This is a genomic window from Micromonospora sp. NPDC002411, assembly GCF_053592955.1.
On record NZ_JBSFBM010000031.1, the window covers coordinates 1 to 16,224 of the forward strand.

At 69.8% G+C, this 16,224-nt stretch carries 11 protein-coding genes; 7 read left to right on the forward strand and 4 right to left on the reverse strand.

What is annotated here, in order from left to right; translation table 11 throughout:
* Positions 1-36: 36 nt before the first annotated feature.
* From ACWCO3_RS06555 to ACWCO3_RS06570, 4 genes are all read right to left on the reverse strand, one after another.
* Positions 37-1,176 (reverse strand): cellulose binding domain-containing protein, encoded by a 1,140-nt coding sequence (locus ACWCO3_RS06555; RefSeq protein WP_425280527.1) that lies wholly within the window; start codon positions 1,174-1,176, stop codon positions 37-39.
* Between the two features lie 278 nt (positions 1,177-1,454).
* Positions 1,455-2,750: a vanadium-dependent haloperoxidase gene (locus ACWCO3_RS06560; RefSeq protein WP_450008825.1), complete on the reverse strand. Its 1,296-nt coding sequence runs from the start codon at positions 2,748-2,750 to the stop codon at positions 1,455-1,457.
* A gap of 108 nt (positions 2,751-2,858) precedes the next feature.
* A complete protein-coding gene (locus ACWCO3_RS06565; RefSeq protein WP_358165917.1) occupies positions 2,859-3,866 on the reverse strand; it encodes an acetylxylan esterase in 1,008 nt (335 codons plus the stop codon).
* A gap of 21 nt (positions 3,867-3,887) precedes the next feature.
* Positions 3,888-4,925 (reverse strand): LacI family DNA-binding transcriptional regulator, encoded by a 1,038-nt coding sequence (locus ACWCO3_RS06570; protein WP_145780830.1) that lies wholly within the window; start codon positions 4,923-4,925, stop codon positions 3,888-3,890.
* Positions 4,926-5,218: 293 nt separating this feature from the next.
* On the opposite strand from ACWCO3_RS06570, the gene ACWCO3_RS06575 reads away from it, so the two are divergent.
* The 7 genes from ACWCO3_RS06575 (at position 5,219) to ACWCO3_RS06605 (ending at position 16,161) form a co-directional block, all read left to right on the forward strand.
* A complete protein-coding gene (locus tag ACWCO3_RS06575) occupies positions 5,219-7,594 on the forward strand; it encodes a beta-xylosidase/alpha-l-arabinosidase (RefSeq protein ID WP_450008828.1) in 2,376 nt (791 codons plus the stop codon).
* A gap of 9 nt (positions 7,595-7,603) precedes the next feature.
* Complete coding sequence (locus tag ACWCO3_RS06580) at positions 7,604-8,590, forward strand: ABC transporter permease (RefSeq protein WP_145780834.1); 987 nt, start codon at positions 7,604-7,606, stop codon at positions 8,588-8,590.
* The gene (locus tag ACWCO3_RS06585) at positions 8,587-9,498 is read left to right on the forward strand and encodes a carbohydrate ABC transporter permease (protein WP_244311681.1); all 912 of its coding nucleotides are present in this window, start codon (positions 8,587-8,589) and stop codon (positions 9,496-9,498) included. The genes ACWCO3_RS06580 and ACWCO3_RS06585 overlap by 4 nt, the downstream gene beginning before the upstream one ends.
* 52 nt (positions 9,499-9,550) lie before the next feature.
* Complete coding sequence (locus tag ACWCO3_RS06590; protein WP_450008831.1) at positions 9,551-11,188, forward strand: ABC transporter substrate-binding protein; 1,638 nt, start codon at positions 9,551-9,553, stop codon at positions 11,186-11,188.
* A 118-nt stretch (positions 11,189-11,306) separates the two neighbouring features.
* Entirely contained in the window at positions 11,307-11,996 is a 690-nt protein-coding gene (locus ACWCO3_RS06595) for a YesL family protein (protein WP_145780838.1), read from the forward strand.
* Positions 11,993-14,026: a beta-galactosidase gene (locus ACWCO3_RS06600; RefSeq protein ID WP_450008834.1), complete on the forward strand. Its 2,034-nt coding sequence runs from the start codon at positions 11,993-11,995 to the stop codon at positions 14,024-14,026. The genes ACWCO3_RS06595 and ACWCO3_RS06600 overlap by 4 nt, the downstream gene beginning before the upstream one ends.
* The gene (locus ACWCO3_RS06605) at positions 14,023-16,161 is read left to right on the forward strand and encodes an alpha-glucuronidase (protein WP_450008836.1); all 2,139 of its coding nucleotides are present in this window, start codon (positions 14,023-14,025) and stop codon (positions 16,159-16,161) included. The genes ACWCO3_RS06600 and ACWCO3_RS06605 overlap by 4 nt, the downstream gene beginning before the upstream one ends.
* Positions 16,162-16,224 lie beyond the last annotated feature (63 nt).

Sequence of the window (16,224 nt, forward strand, 5' to 3'; positions counted from 1 at the left end):
GCCGGGCCACCGAGACCCGGCACCGCGCGGTTGCTCTCAGGCGACAGTGCAGGCGGTGCCGTTGAGGGTGAACGCGGACGGGCGGCCACTGTTGCCGGTGTGGGTCGCCTGGAAGCCGATGTCGACCGAGGTGTTCGGCGCGATCGTCGCGTTGTAGGAGACGTTGCGGGCGGTGACCGCACCACTGGACGGGGAGTAGCCGGCGTTCCAGCCGCTGGTGATGCTCTGCCCACCGGGCAGCGTGAACGTCAGGGCCCAACCGTTGACCGGCGTGCTGCTGGTGTTGGTCACCGAGATCGAGGCGGTGAGACCACTGTTCCAGGCGTTGACCGTGTACGCGACGCGGCAGTCACCCGACGGCGGGGGCGTCGTCGGCGGGGGAGTGGTGGGTGGGGGAGTGGTAGGAGGTGTGTCGCCGCCGATGCTGCCGGGCACCGTCCTGAGTGCGTCGTACCAGGCTGCGGCCATCTTGCGGTAGCCGGTGGCGTTGGGGTGCACGCCGTCGGCCAGGTCGCTGAGCGTCAGGGCACGGTACATGTCGACCAGGTGGACACGCTTTCCGGCGGCGGCGCGGCTCTGCACGATTCCGGGGATGGCATTGTTGTATCCCCGGACCTGGTTGTCCGCACCGGACTTCGGGATGATCGTCGCGACGAACACGTCCGCGTTCGGGGCGGTGTTGGTGATCCGGTCGACGAGGGTGGCCAGCCGACCCGGTGCGCCGGACGTGTCGCCGTACATGTCGTTGGTGCCGATGTGCAGCAGCACGGTCCGGGGGTTCGTGGCCCGCAACCAGTTGACCACGTTGGCGTCGATCTGGGCGATCGTCCATCCGGAGTGCCCCTGGTGGTCGTGGTCACCGAGGCTGGCTGGGCCGTTGAACTGCGAGCCGACGAAATCGATCCGGTAACCGCCGGCCGTGAACCGCTGCCACAGCTCGATCCGGTAACCGCCGGGGACGTTGAACCCGTCGGTGATCGAGTCGCCGAGTGGCATCACGCGTACTCCGCCGTTGGACTCCGCGCTCGCGGGGCTGGTCGCGATCGGTACGGCGGCGATCATGGCGGCGACGGCGGTCAGGGCGGCCCACCACAGGCGGGCGCGTCGGCGCCGTAACGTCGGGGCGATGGGGGTGGGTGCGGGAGGGGCGGGAGTGACGAGCATCGAACTGCTCATGGGACTTCCTCTGGTGGGGTGCGCGCCAGCAGCGGCCGCCGAGGGGACGGCTGCTGCTGGCGCGGCACGCGGAGGTGGGCGTCGCGTTACGACCAGGAGCCCGGACATCGTCACTGGTGGTCGTGGCGCGGTGGCGAGCATCGGTCAGGCGCGTCGGACCGATGGGCCGTGGCGGAGGTGTGCCCTGCACCTCGCCGACGCACCATAGCGTGTTATCGCTAACAGCAGCAATGCACCGCCGAGCCGGCTGGAACCTCGTCCGACAAGGTCGTGGCCGGCTACTTCAGAGGGCGGAAGTAGTGCCGGACCGCATAGCGGTAGACCTCCTCGCCGATCTTCGCCCCCTCGACGTCAGCAGTGCGGAAGTGGACGCCGCCCCAGACGCGCGCGCCGATGAGCTCGTCGAGCGCTTGCGAAAAGCTGGTGAATTGCCGGGTCGTGCCGGAGTCGGCGCTGGCCCCGCTGAACGTGATGTCGTCTCGGCCGAAGAAGTGTCGGTACAGCGACATGCGCGCACCGGTGCCACAGGCGTGGCCGGAGGGGTATTCGGGGAAGGGCGGCGTGACGAGCAGCGACTGCCAGCCTGGGTCGGCGGCCGTCCTCGGGTTACCGTCCGTGTCGGCCTGTTGGATCGCGGTGACCGGACGCCAGTAGCTCCAGAAGTCCTTCTGGCTGAAGCACGCCACGCCTGAGTCGGCCACGATGAGGTCGGTCATCGCGAAGAAGCGCGCGGTCCGCAGGGCGTCCAGCCGCTGGGTGGTGGCGAGCTGTCGCTTGATCTCCCAGGAGCCGGATCGCCGGTCGTGCCACCAGATCGCGGCCTCCGTCTGGTCCTGCGTGCGCGCCGTGCTCGTCGCCGAGCCGAGCTCCTTCACCTCGTTGAGGTCGCGGGTGTAGGCGCTGCTGGTCAGTTGCGGCGGCTCGGGCGTGCGGAACATCGACGCACGGGGGATGAGGAACGGCCGCATGTGGCCGGTCCATGCGCCCTGGGACAGGAACAGCGGCGGCGTGGGTCGCCACTGACCGGGCCTTGTCCCGTGGGTCCACTGCTGGTCCCCGAACGCGCCGTCGTCCTGCCGTGCGGTGACCATCGCGGCCGCGGCTCGCGCCCCGATCCTGATGCCGCCCTGCTTCGACCGCCCGTCGCGAATCGTGGCGAGAGCCGCGTCGTACTGTGCCCGAAGCCGCTCCCGCTGATCGGGAAAGAGAGCGGCGAGTACGTCATGGGCGGCGGTGGCGACGGCAGCGTCCACCGACTCGGTCCCGCTCGACGGCGGTGCGGTGAGGTACGGCTGGTACGGGGTGCCGGCGATCGCGTTCAGCGCGTCGTAGACCGCCCCGTTCACCATTGCGAAACTGCGCACCTGCTCGTTCGGTTGCTGAGCCGCGATATCCCAGATTGCCGTCTGGGCATTCAGGTCCCAGGTGATCACCGGATTGGCGCGGCCGGTGCCGGAGACCGCAGCTGCGGGCATCGGCCCGGTCATCGTGGAGGCGACCAGCGTGCCGAGCGCGATGGTTGCGGGAATGATGCGTAACCAGGTCAGGCGACGTGATTGCGTGCGGCTCGTCATGATCTCCCCGTCGGTCGGTTGTCGATGCTGGCTGTCGAACGCAGGCGGTGTTCGAAGCGCAATCGATGACGACCGAAAATAACATCGGCAAGCCTCAATGAGTGGTGATCACGCCGCGGATGCGTGAGCGGGATGGAGTACCGAGTCGAGCCAGCGCAGCTGACGTCGAACGTGGACCGCCTCGCCGCCCTCGTGACCGTTGAACGGGTATACGTGGATCTCCCGCTCCGGAGGGACGGGTCGGCCGTTCGCGGCGCCGTAGTGGTTGTAGGCCGCGAACCCGGTGTCAGGTGGGCAGACGGTGTCGCGTCGGCCGATCCCGAAATGCGCCGGAGCGGTCGCCCGCCGGGCGAAGTTCACGCCGTCGACATAGGACAGCGTGCGCCACACCGCCTCCTCGGCGTCCCGGTGCACGGCCAGGTAACGCCCGATCTCCCCGTACGGCGCGGGTTCGCTGACCTGGACGGCCCGTCGCATGTCACAGAGGAACGGCGCTGTGGTCAGCACCGCGGCGAGGTTGTCGACGAGGCCGGCCACCGCCAGGGCGAGGCCGCCGCCCTGGCTGTTGCCGACCACGCTGACCCGGTCACGGTCGACCCCGGGCAGGGCGCGGACCGCCTCGACAGCCCGGACCGCGTCGGTGATCAGACGGCGGTAGTGGTAGTCGCGCGGGTCGAGGATTCCCCAGGTGGCCGGCGAGGCACCGCCGGGGGCACCGTGCGGGTCGGGGGTGTCCCCGGTGCCGTACAGCCCCGACTGGCCCCGGTTGTCCATCAACAGGTGCGCGTATCCGGCCACCGGCCAGGTCAAGCGCTCGTGTGGCAGGCCGCGGCCGCGACCGTAGCCGGCGTACTCGACCACTGTCGGCAGCGACTCTCGGACTCCGGCCGGGCGGGTGTACCAGGCCCGCACGGGGTCGCCGCCGAAGCCGGCGAACGTGACGTCCCAGGAGTCGAGCAACAGTAGGTCGGTGGGCTCCGGGCGGACGTCGACGAGCGCCGGGCGGGCAGCCGCCTCGGCGAGTGTGTCCCGCCAGAACTGGTCGAAGTCGTCGGGTTCGGCGACGTCCGGGGCGTACCGCTGGAGTTCGTCGACGGTGGAGGCGGAGTCAGGCACGGGTCCTCGCAGGGGCCGGGGTCAGCGCGGGTCGGCGGGTGGTGCGGTGCTCTCCCGGACGACCAACTCGGTCACCAGGTCGATCCGGCTGGTCGCCGGTTCGTTGCCTCTGGTCAGGTCGAGCAGCATCTGGGTGGCGATGCCGGCCATGTCGCGCAACGGTTGGTTGATCGTGGTGAGGGCCGGGTCGGTCCAGGCGGAGACCGGCAGGTTGTCGTACCCGATCACCGAGAGGTCCTCGGGCACTCGTAGGCCGCACTGGCGGGCGGCCCGGAGCACCCCCATGGCCTGGATGTCCGAACCGGCGAAGATCGCCGTGGGTCGGTCCGGTCGGCGCAGCAGTTGCAGGCCGTGGGCGTGCCCGGCGCCGGCGGAGAAACTGCCGTAACGGACCAGCTCACGGTCGACCACCATCCCGGCCTCGTCGTGGGCGGACTGGAAGCCGGCCGCCCGGGCGCGGCTGCACAGCACGTCGGGCGGCCCGGAGATGACGGCGATCCTCCGGTGCCCGAGATCCAGGAGGTGCCGGGCGGCGAGCAGGCCGCCGTTCCAGTTGTTCGAGCCGACGGTGGGTACGGAGGCCGAGGTCGCGCTGTCGGTGTCGACGACGACGAACGGTATGCCCTGGCGGCGCAGGTGCTGTTGTTGGGCCTCGGCCAGGTGGGAGAGGACGAACACCACACCCAGGGGCCGGTCGGCGAGCAGCGCCTCCAGCCATCGGGCCGGCGGGCGGTGCGCGCCGTCGAGTTGGGCGACCGACAACCCGACGCCGGCCGCGGTCGTCGCCGCCTCCACGCCGCGCAGGATCTCCATCGCCCAGCCGGTGTCGAACTCGTGGAACACGAGTTCGATGCGACCGCTGCCGGTCGAGGGCCGCCGGGCACGGCGCTGGTACTGGTGGCGGTCGAGGCTCGCCTCCACCCGGGCTCTGGTGCCGGGGGCGACGTCGCCACGTCCGTTGAGGACCTTGGACACCGTCGCGACCGAGACGCCGACGTCGTTGGCGATGGTCGCGATGGTGGTGGAGGCGGGTGGGTCGAGTGGGCGGTGCTCCGTCATCGCAGCCTCACGCAACATCCGAAAGTTTCGGCAGACCCTAACACGATCACCCATTCTCGCCAGTCGATGCTGCCCTCACGTCGTCGGCCCCGCCCGCCATGCGACTGATGCGCTGGGATGGCTCAGGGGGTGCCGGCGACGATCGGCGGAGGTCCATGCCAGCCCTTGACACTCATCGATGGGGCACTTAGGTTGCCGAAAAGGTTACGCGGGATTCCGGAAAGTTTCGGATCGTGGGAAACGTCGGCTGCGAACCGGGCGCGGGGATGTGGCCGGAGCTGAGGGGTCTTGGCATGAGAAGTCAGTTGCCCGGGGACAGCGGCGCCGCGCCGTGGCGCGATTCGCGGCTGTCGCCGACCGAACGGGCCGAGGCGCTCGTGCCGATGATGTCGCTGGAGGAGAAGATCGCCCAGCTCGTCGGGGTCTGGGTCGGCGCCGAAGCCACTGGCGAGGGCGTCGCACCGCACCAGTCCGACATGATCAGCGAGACGCCGCAGTGGAGCACCGTCATCCGGTACGGGTTGGGCCAGCTCACCCGACCGTTCGGCACCGCGCCGGTCGACCCGGTGCTCGGCGCCCGGTCGCTGGCCGCCTCGCAGGCGCAGATCGTCGCCGCCAGCCGGTTCGGCATTCCGGCGCAGGTGCACGAGGAATGCCTGACCGGGTTCGCCGCGTGGCGGGCCACCGTCTACCCGACTCCACTCAGCTGGGGCGCGTCCTTCGACCCCGACCTGGTCGAGGCCATGGCCGACCGGATCGGGCGCTCCATGCGCGCCGCCGGTGTGCACCAGGGCCTCGCCCCGGTCCTGGACGTCACCCGCGACTACCGCTGGGGCCGCACCGAGGAGACGATCGGCGAGGACCCCTACCTGGTGGGGACGACAGGTGCCGCGTACGTGCGGGGCCTGGAGCGGGCTGGTGTGGTGGCCACGCTGAAACACTTCGCCGGCTACTCGGCCTCCCGTGGCGGACGCAACCTCGCGCCGGTGCCGATGGGCCCCCGGGAGTTGGCCGACGTCATCCTGCCGCCGTTCGAGATGGCGCTGCGCCACGGTGGTGCCCGCTCGGTGATGAACTCCTACGCGGAGATCGACGGTCTGCCCGTCGCCGCCGACCCCGAGTTGCTGACCGGGCTGCTGCGCGACGAGTGGGGCTTCACCGGCACCGTCGTCGCCGACTACTTCGCCGTTCGTTTCCTGGAAACCCTGCACGGTGTCGCCGCGGACGCCGCCGACGCCGCCCGGCTCGCCCTGCGAGCCGGCATCGACGTCGAGCTGCCCACAGTGGACACTTTCGGCGCGCCGCTGGTGGAGGCGGTACGTCGCGGCGAGGTCGACGAGGCGCTGATCGACTGCGCGGTGCGGCGGGTCCTGATCCAGAAGATCGAGCTCGGTCTGCTCGACGAGGGCTGGAAAGAACTGCCCGACGACGTGGCGTCCCTGCGGTTCGACGACGACGTCAGCCAGGACGTCGCCGTACGCCTCGCCCGGCAAGCCGTCGTCCTGCTGCGCAACACCGGTGTCCTTCCGCTGGCCGCCGGCAGGCGGGTGGCCCTGGTCGGCCCGCTCGCCGACGATCCGATGGCCATGCTCGGCTGCTACTCGTTCCCCAACCACGTGGGCGTGAACCACAGCGAGTTCGGGATGGGTCTGGACATTCCCTCGTTGCGCGACGAGTTGGCCCGACGCGTCCCGCTGCTCACCCACGAACCCGGCTGCGCCATCACCGGCGAGGACACCTCGGGCATCCCGGCAGCGGTCGCTGCGGCGGCCGACGCCGACGTGTGTGTGCTCGCCGTCGGCGACCGGGCGGGGATGTTCGGCCGGGGCACGTCGGGTGAGGGCTGCGATGCCGTCGACCTGCGGCTGCCCGGTGTGCAGGCCGACCTGGTCCGGGCCGTTCTCGCCACCGGCACCCCGGTCGTCCTGGTGCTGATGGCCGGCCGCCCCTACGCGCTCGGGCCGGAGTTCGACGCCGCGGCGGGCGTGGTGCAGGCGTTCTTCCTCGGCCAACTCGGCGGGCAGGCGCTCGCCGAGGTGCTCACCGGCGCGGTCAACCCGTCCGGGCGGTTGCCGGTCAGCGTGCCCCGCGACGCGGGCGGGCTGCCGAGCACCTACCTCGCGCCGCCGCTCGGTCGGCGCAACAAGGTCTCCTCGATCGACCCGACGCCGAGCTACCCGTTCGGCCACGGGTTGAGCTACACCACCTTCGAGTGGTCCGACGCCAGGATCGTCGAGGCGGCGGACGACGCGCGGGACGAGCCGGCGGCCTGGCCGGTCGACGGCGAGGTGCGGGTCCGGATCACCGTGGCCAATACCGGTGACCGGGACGGTGCCGAGGTGGTACAGCTCTACCTGCACGATCCGGTCGCACAGACCACCCGTCCGGTGGTCCGCCTGGTCGGCTACGCCCGCCTGCCGTTGGCGCCCGGCGAATCGGCGCACGTGACGTTCGGGGTGCCGGCCGACGTCGCCTCGTTCACCGGGCTCTCCGGCCGGCGCATCGTGGAGCCCGGCGACGTCGAGCTGCGGTTCGGCCGGTCCAGCGGCGACGTGGTGGCACGTCTGCCGCTGCGGTTGACCGGCGCCGAGCGCCAGGTCGGCCACCAACGGGAACTGCTCACGTCGGTGCGGATCGAGCCTCTCGTGGCCGTTCCGCAGTCCGCGTAGGAGGCCGCTGTGACATCCACGTTGCGGCCACCCCCGCCGGCGTCGCCGCGCTCGCCGGCGGTTGCCAGCCCCGCCCCCCGCTCGCCGCGACGCGGCCGGACCTGGCGGCAGGCGCTGCGCCGGGACTGGCAGCTCTACTCCCTCGCCGTCCTGCCGCTGCTGTTCTTCCTGATCTTCCGGTACCTGCCGATGCTCGGGAACATCATCGCCTTCCGGCGCTTCAAGCCGGGCGGCAGCATCTTCGGTGAGTACTGGGTCGGGCTGCGCTACTTCCGGATGTTCCTCAGCGACCCGACGTTCTGGGAGGTGTTCACCAACACCCTGGCGCTCGGGGCGCTGACCCTGCTGTTCTGCTTCCCGCTGCCCATCGTGCTGGCACTGCTGCTCAACGAGGTCCGGGCCCGCCGCTTCAAGCGCTTCGTCCAGTCGGTGTCGTACCTGCCGCACTTCCTGTCGATCGTGATCGTGGCGGCGATGGTCATGCAGTTGACCTCGATCGAGGGCACGGCCAACCAGCTCGTCAGCCTGTTCGGCGGCGACCCGGTGGCATTCCTGCAGCAACCGGAGTGGTTCCGCAGCATCTACGTCTCGTCCGAGGTCTGGCAGACGGTCGGCTGGGGCACGATCCTCTACCTCGCCGCCCTCACCACCATCGACGAGGACCTGTACGAGGCCGCCCGGATCGACGGCGCCGGCCGGCTGCGCCAAACCTGGCACATCACGTTGCCCGGCATCCGCCCGACGATGATGACCTTGCTGATCCTCAACATCGGCAGCTTCCTGGCCGTCGGGTTCGAGAAGATCCTGCTGCTCTACAACCCGTTGACGTACCCGACCGCCGACGTGGTCTCCACCTACCTGTTCCGGATGGGCTTCCAGTCGAGCAACTTCAGCTACGCGGCGGCCATCGGCCTCTTCGAGGCGGTGATCGGGCTGATCCTCGTCCTGTCGGCGAACGTCATCTCCCGTCGCACGGTGGGGACGAGCCTGTGGTGACCTTCGGTACGAAGATCGACGCCCCGAAGACGCGCGGGCCGGACGACAGCCGGGGTTACCGGATCTTCCGCGTCGTCAACACTGTCGTCCTGCTCGGCGTCGTGGTCGTGACGCTGTACCCGTTCCTCAACATCGTGGCCCGCTCGCTCAGCGAAGAGGCGTACATCATCGCCGGCAAGGTGACCATCGTCCCGCGCGGGTTCGACCTGACCGCGTACAAGCTGGTGATGTCCGACTCGATGTTCTGGACGAACTACCGCAACACCGTGGTGTACACGGTGGTCGCGACGCTCATCTCGATCGTGCTGACCACCTGTTACGCGTACGTGCTGTCGAAGCCGCAGCTCAAGGGACGCGGCGTGCTCATCGGTGTCGCGCTGTTCACCATGTTCTTCTCCGGTGGTCTGATCCCCAACTACGTGCTGGTGACCAGCCTGGGGATGAAGAACACCATCTGGGCCGTGGTGGTCCCCAACGCCATCAGCGTGTTCAACCTGCTGGTGATGAAGGCGTTCTTCGAGAGCCTGCCGACCGAGTTGGAGGAGGCCGCGGCGGTCGACGGGCTGAACACGTACGGCATCCTGTTGCGGATCGTTCTGCCGCTGTCGAAGGCGATCGTCGCGACGATGGTGCTCTTCTACGCGGTCTCCTTCTGGAACTCGTGGTTCACCGCGTTCCTCTACATCGACGAGCAGGATCTGCTGCCGGTCACCGTGTACCTGCGCAACCTGATCGCGGGTGCCACCGACGCACAGCAGTCAGGCGCGGCCGAGGCCGACGTCGTGCAGGCCGCGGCCACACTCCAGGCCGTGACGATAGTGCTCACCACCCTGCCCATCCTGGCGGTCTACCCCTTCGTCCAGCGGTACTTCGTCCGCGGCGTGATGCTCGGCGCGGTAAAGGGATGACGTCGGCCTCCGCACCGCTCCCACCGAAACCCCACCACCGAAAGGACGAGCCATGCTCCACAAGCCGTGGCGCCGCGTGGCGGTAGCCACCGCGGGTCTGCTCGCGCTCACCCTCATCTCCGCCTGTTCCGAGGACCCCGGCGAGTCGAAGGACCTGTCCGAGAACCGGGTCGGCGCGATGGAAAAGTACGGTGTCGGCGACCAGTTCAAGGCCACCGAGGCGCTCTCCTTCTCCACCCTCTACAACAACCACACGTTCTACCCGCTCAAGGAGGACTGGCTGTTCTGGTCCGAGTTGACCAAGCGGACCAACGTCAAGATCGAGCCGGTGGCGGTACCGCTCAGTGACTACGAGCAGAAGCGCAGCCTGCTGATCGGCGCTGGGGACGCTCCGCTGATCATTCCGAAGACGTACCACCCGCAGGAGAACGCGTTCGTGTCCTCCGGGGCGATCCTCCCGGTGAGCGACTACCTGGATCTGATGCCCAACCTCAAGGACAAGATCGCCAAGTGGAACCTCAAGCCGGAGATCGACAACCTGCGGCAGTCCGACGGTAAGTTCTACCTGCTGCCCGGCCTGCACGAGAAGCCCACGCAGGACTACACGGTGCTGGTGCGCACCGACATCATGCAGGAGCTCAACCTGGCGACCCCGAAGACCTGGGACGACCTGTACGCGGTGCTCAAGGCGATGAAGGCGAAGTACCCGAACGTCTACCCGTACTCCGACCTCTTCAGCAAGCCGAACCCGACCGGCGCCCTGCTGAACATCCTCGGCTCCGCCCACGGCACCCAGGCGGGCTGGGACTACCAGCACGCCACCTGGGACCCGGCAGCCAAGAAGTTCCACTACACCGGCGCGTCCGACCAGTACCGGCAGATGGTCACCTTCCTGCACAAGCTCGTCGCCGAGGGTCTGCTCGACCCGGAGAGCTTCACCCAGACCGACGACCAGGCGCGCCAGAAGCTGGCCAACGGCAAGTCCTTCGTGGTCACCGGCAACGCGCAGACCCTGGTCAACAACCACCGGCCCGACCTGGCCAAGACCCTGCCGAACGCGAAGATGGCCAAGATCCCGCTGCCGGTCGGCCCGGCCGGTGAGATCAACCCGTTCCCCCGGCTGGAGAACGGCATCATGATCTCCACGAAGGCCCGGGAGAGCAAGAACTTCGTGGCCATGATGCAGTTCATCGACTGGTTGTGGTACTCGGATACCGGCCTGGAGTTTGCCCGCTGGGGCATCGAGGGCACGACCTTCACCAAGGACGCATCCGGCAAGCGCACGCTCAACCCCGGAGTCGACTTCCTCGGCCTCAACCCGAAGGCCCCCAAGCACCTGCAGAAGGACTTCGGCTTCCAGAACGGTGTCTTCGCCTACGGCGGCAGCCCCGACCTGGTCCGCGGCTTCTTCTCCCCGGAGGAGCTGGAGTTCCAGAAGGTGATGGACGCCCGTACCCCGAGGGTGGTGCCCCCGCCGGCCCCGTTGACCGACGAGGAGCGCGAGCAGGTGTCGCTCTGGGAAACGCCGCTGAAGGACTTCGTCACCCAGAACACGTTGAAGTTCGCCCTCGGCCAGCGGCCGCTCACCGAGTGGGACGCGTACGTGGCCGAGCTGAAGGCCAAGAACTCCGAGCAGTACATCGACCTGGTCAACAAGGCGTACGAGAGGTTCCAGAAGAACAACGGCTGATCGACGCGGTGTCCGGTCGGGCGGTGCAACCCGCCCGGCCGGACGCCCCGGCGACCACCGGCCGATGCGAGGGGCGTGACCCGCCCGCTCTCCGGCAGAACGACCGGAAGGAGCGGCAGTGAGCGGAACGGCCCAGACCTGGCGACAGTTCGGCGACGGACCACTGTCGCGGATCACCTCACGCGTCTACATCCTGCTCGTGGTCGAGCTGCTCCTGCTGCTGACCACGGTGCCCGGCCTGCTTCCGCTGCTGGTGCTCGGCCGCGACCCCAGCAACCTGCCCCTGGCCGCGCTGTTCCTGGTGCCGGTCGGCCCGGCGGTCTCCGCCGCCCTGTATACGATGCGTCACCAGCGGACCGACCTCACCGACCTGCGCCCCGCCGCGCTGTTCTGGCGCGGGTACCGGACGAACGTGTCCGGCGTGCTGCGCGTCTGGGTGCCGACGCTGGTGTGGCTGACCGTGCTCGCCATGAACCTCGCCTACCGCGACGCGGTCGGGCTCGCGAGCTGGTGGTCGGTGCCGCTGGTCCTGCTCGCGGTGGGGGTGACCCTCTGCGCGGCCAACGCCCTGGTGATCACCTCGCTGTTCGACTTCCGCACCCGTGACGTGCTCCGGTTGGCCGTGCACTTTCTCGTGCGTACCCCCGGTGTCACGGTCGGCACCGCGTTGCTGCTGGCGGCGGCCACCGGCGTCACCGCCGTCTTCTCGGAGGCGGTGCTGACGATGCTCGGTTCGGTACTGGTCCTGGCGCTTCTGCGCGTGGGTGACCCGATGGTCGACCTGATCCGGAAGGAGTTCGCCGAATGAGCCTGCCCGTCACCGCCAAGGTGCCCTTCGGGGGCGACTACAACCCGGAGCAGTGGCCCGAGGACGTGTGGAAGCAGGACCACCGTCTCTTCGACAGCGCCCGGATCGACCTGGTCACCCTCGGCGTGTTCGACTGGGCGCTCACCCAGCCCGCCGAGGACGTGTACGACTTCTCGCTGCTGGACCGGATCGTGGAGCGGGCCGCCGCCGAGGGGCGCGGCATCTGCCTGGCGACCGGCACCGGCGCCCACCCGGCCTGGTTGGCGACGGCGTACCCGGAGGTGACCCGCACCGACTTCGAGGGCCGCAAGCGCCGCTTCGGTCAGCGACACAACTCCTGCCCCAGCTCCCCGGTCTACCGCCGGCTCTCGGTCGAGTTGGCTCGCCGGGTCGCCCGCCGCTACGCCGACACCCCGGCGGTCGTCGCGTGGCACGTGGGCAACGAATACGGCGGCGCCTGCTACTGCGAGCTGTGCGCGGCCGGCTTCCGGGTCTGGCTGCGGAACCGCTACGGCACCCTCGACGACCTGAACGCGGCCTGGTACACGACCTTCTGGTCGCACACCTTCACCGACTGGGACCAGATCGAACCACCGTCGGCGTTGACCGAGCACTGGCGCGGCCCGGACCACACCGCGTTCCAGGGCATCACCCTGGACTACCTGCGGTTCTCCTCCGACGCGATGCTGACCAACTTCCACGACGAGAAGGCGGCCATCCGGGAGTCCAGCCCCACGCTGCCGGTGACGACCAACTTCATGGGCATGTACCGGCCGATCGACTACCACCGCTGGGCGGCGCACCTGGACTTCGCCTCGTGGGACAACTACCCGCCGGACGACGAGTCCGCGGCCCGGATGGCGTTGACCCACGACCTGATGCGAGGGCTCAAGGGCGGCCAGCCGTTCTGGCTGATGGAGCAGTCCCCGGGCGTGACCGCGTGTCGCGACGTCAACCCGCTGAAGCGGCCCGGCCTCATGCGGCTGTGGAGTTGGCAGGCGGTGGCGCACGGCGCCGACGCGGTGCTGTTCTTCCAGCTGCGCGCCTCCCGGGGTGCCAGCGAGATGTACCACGGCGCGGTCATCGGCCACGCCGGCCGATCCGACACCCGGGTGTTCCGGGAGGTCGCCGAGCTGGGTGCCGAGCTGGACCGCCTCGGCTCGGCGTCGCTGGGCGCGCGGACGCCGGCCCGGGTGGCGCTGCTCTTCGACTGGGACAGCTGGTGGGCGTTGGAGATCTCCGACGGCCCGTCCCGGCTGGTCCGCTACCAGGAGGTGGTGCTCGCGTACCACCGGGCGCTCTGGGACGCCGGAGTCGACCTGGACGTCGTCGCGGTGACCGCCGACCTGTCCGGCTACGACGTGGTCGTCGCGCCGGCCCTGCACATGCTCAAGGGTGACCTGCCGCAGCGTCTGGAGGACGTGGCGGCGCGCGGCGGGTCGGTGCTGACCACCTACCTGTCGGGTCGGGTGGACGAGAACGACCAGGCCTTCCTGATGGACGTGCCGGGTCCGCTCGGGCAGCTGATGGGTGTCCGGGTCGACGAGTGGGACGCGCGGGGGCCGGAGGTGGTCAACCCGGTCCGCCTCGGCGACGGCGCGGGGCAGGTCGACGTCGAGGCGCGACTGCTGTTCGAGTTGGTGATTCCGCAGGGCGCGCAGGTGGTCGGCACCTACCAGGCCGACTTCTACGCGGGCACACCTGCGGTGACCCGCAACTCCTTCGGCGACGGCGACGGCTGGTACGTGGCAGCCGGCCTGGACCAGGAGGGGGTGTCCTGGGTGGTGCGGCAGGTGCTCGCGCGGCACGACGTGCTCGGGCCATACCCGGACGTCGCGGACCTGGAATCCGCCGTCCGGGTCGCGCCGGACGGGTCGCGGCTGCTGTTCCTGCTCAACCACCGGGCCGACCCGGTCGAGGTGACCGCCCGGCGCGGCGGCGTCGACCTGCTCACCGGTGACCGGACCGTGACCGGCTCAACAGTGCGCCTACCGGCGTACGGAGTCGTGGTGCTGAAGGAGGACTGGTGAACGCCGACGAGTCGGTCCACCTGGAGCAGCTGATGTTCGTCGACGATCCGATGGAACCCAACGAGCCACGCGTCCACGCGGCCTGGCTGCCCCCGGAGGCGTTCCGGTCGCTCGGCGCACGCCGCGTCCTCGTCCACGGTGACGGGCTGCTCGTCGACACCGTGCTGCACGAGGTGTCGCGCGCCTGCGCACGCTACGGCGGGCGGGTGTGGCATTCCCCGTCCTGGGACGTCGACGTCGACCTCGTGTTCGCTCTGCGCGGCACCGACGAGCTGCCCAGTTCGGCGGTGCGGGCGGCACGGTCGGCGGGGGAGTCGGCGCTGGCCGAGATCGGCGAGGGCGGGTCGCTGGGCGACGAGGGGTTCCTGCTGGCCCGCGACGGCGACGTGACGGTGGTGCTGGCCGACGCGCCCGCCGGCCTGCTGTACGGACTGTTCCACGTGGTCCGGCTCTGTGCGGCTGCCTTCGACCCCGAGCGCCCGCCGGAGCGGCACCGGCCGGCACTGCGTCGGCGGATGCTGGACCACTGGGACAACGTGGCCGTGCACCCGGTGATGGGCCAGGTCGAACGGGGGTACGCGGGCGGTTCGATCTTCTGGCGGGACGGCCGACCGTGCGGTGACCTGGCCCGGATCCGGGAGTACGGGCGGCTGTTGGCCGCGAGCGGTGTCAACGCGATCTCGGTGAACAACGTCAACGTCGCCCGGACCGAGGCGCTGCTGCTCACCGACCGGCTCGGCGACGTCGCCGAGATCGCCGACGTGCTGCGTCCGTACCACATCCGGGTGCACCTGTCGGTCACCTTCGCCGCACCGGTGGTCCTCGGTGGCCTGTCGACCGCCGATCCCCTGGACGAGGGGGTGCGGGCCTGGTGGGCCGCGACCACCCGCACGGTGTACGACCGCATCCCGGACTTCGGTGGCTACGTGGTGAAGGCCGACTCGGAGGGTCAACCCGGTCCGTTCACCTACGGACGTGACCACGCCGACGGGGCGAACATGCTGGCCGAGGCGCTGGCTCCGCTCGGGGGAGTGGTGCACTGGCGGGCGTTCGTCTACAACCACCACCAGGACTGGCGGGACCGGTCCACCGACCGGGCGCGCGCCGCGTACGACCACTTCGCCCCACTCGACGGTCGCTTCCGCACCAACGTGGTCGTGCAGGTGAAGTTCGGTCCGGTGGACTTCCAGACCCGTGAACCGGTCTCCCCGGTGATCGCCGCGATGCCGGCGACCCGGATCGCTGTGGAGTTGCAGGTCACCCAGGAGTACACCGGCCAGCAGCGGCACGTCTGCCACCTCGGCCCGTGGTGGAGCGAGGTGCTGCGGTTCGCGCCCTGGGGTCCGGACGGACGGGCGGTGGCGGACGTGGCGGCGGGCGAGTCGGGCGCGGGTGGCGGCCTGGTCGCGGTCGCCAACGTGGGCGACGACCTCTTCTGGACCGGGCACCCGTTGGCGCAGGCCAACCTGTACACGTTCGGCCGGCTGGCCTGGGACCCCCGGCGGGACCCCACTGCCGTCCTCGACGAGTGGATCACGCTGACCTTCCCGCCGTCGGCGACCGCTGACCCGGACCTGGTGCGGCGGACGCTGCACGAGATCATGGGCGACTCCTGGCGCACCTACGAGCGGTACACCGCCCCGCTGGGCGTCGGCTTCATGGTCAACCCCGGCGACCACTACGGCCCCGGCGTCGACGGGTACGAGTACACGCGGTGGGGCACCTACCACTTCGCCGACCGGGACGGTGTCGGTGTGGACCGCACCCGCGCGTCGGGCACCGGTTTCACCGGCCAGTACCCGCCGTACTGGGCGGAGGTGTACGAGTCGCCGGAGACCTGCCCGGACGAGTTGTTGCTCTTCTTCCACCACGTGCCGTACGGGCACGTCCTGCACAGCGGGTCGACAGTCATCCAGCACATCTACGACACCCACTTCGCCGGCGTCGAGGAGGTGGTCGCGATGCGGCGGCGGTGGCGGACCCTGAACGGGATGATCGACCCGGCCGTGTACGAGCGGGTGGCCGAACGCCTCGACGAGCAGGTGCGGTGTGCCACCGAGTGGCGTGACCAGATCAACACGTACTTCCACCGGAAGTCCGGGGTGCCCGACGAGCGAGGTCGGGACATCTACTGACTCGGATCGGAGAGCCTTCGGCACGTTCCGAGAACGTGCCGGAAATTGCTCGCCGGCAGCCGG

Coding starts and splice junctions, on each gene's coding strand:
- ACWCO3_RS06555 (WP_425280527.1), bottom strand. CDS start 1,176: ATGAGCAGTTCGATGCTCGTCACTCCCGCCCCTCCCGCACCCACCCCC.
- ACWCO3_RS06590 (WP_450008831.1), top strand. CDS start 9,551: ATGCTCCACAAGCCGTGGCGCCGCGTGGCGGTAGCCACCGCGGGTCTG.
- ACWCO3_RS06570 (WP_145780830.1), bottom strand. CDS start 4,925: ATGACGGAGCACCGCCCACTCGACCCACCCGCCTCCACCACCATCGCG.
- ACWCO3_RS06560 (WP_450008825.1), bottom strand. CDS start 2,750: ATGACGAGCCGCACGCAATCACGTCGCCTGACCTGGTTACGCATCATT.
- ACWCO3_RS06600 (WP_450008834.1), top strand. CDS start 11,993: ATGAGCCTGCCCGTCACCGCCAAGGTGCCCTTCGGGGGCGACTACAAC.
- ACWCO3_RS06575 (WP_450008828.1), top strand. CDS start 5,219: ATGAGAAGTCAGTTGCCCGGGGACAGCGGCGCCGCGCCGTGGCGCGAT.